Below are 236 nucleotides of genomic sequence, written 5' to 3'. Positions count from 1 at the left end.
GCAAGGCGCTGTCGCCGGCGGTCAAACCCCTACACCGCGGTCCAGGCGATCGACCACATGGCGGTCATCTTCGCCGCGATGGCACAGCACCACCTGGGGCCGCGCGTGGTCTGGGCACGGGAGAAGGTGGTCGTCATTGTCCCCAGCCGTCGTTTCGGCGAGTATCTGGGCACGATGTGCGGCCTCGTTCGCCGCTACGGCGCCGGTGAGCCGACGGTCGACCTGGCCATGCTGGA

1 protein-coding gene is annotated in these 236 nt (G+C 68.6%); it reads left to right on the top strand.

Annotated elements, in window-relative coordinates; all coding sequences use genetic code 11:
* Positions 1–236, top strand: a 236-nt coding sequence (locus tag BN358_RS29670; protein ID WP_157593591.1) for a DUF2254 family protein, incomplete at both ends; no start/stop codon positions are given.

This window comes from Sedimentibacter sp. B4, assembly GCF_000309315.1.
Lineage (GTDB): Bacteria > Bacillota > Clostridia > Tissierellales > Sedimentibacteraceae > Sedimentibacter > Sedimentibacter saalensis.
Note: the sequence above shows the minus strand (reverse complement) of the source record. Positions and strands in the feature narration are given on the sequence as shown.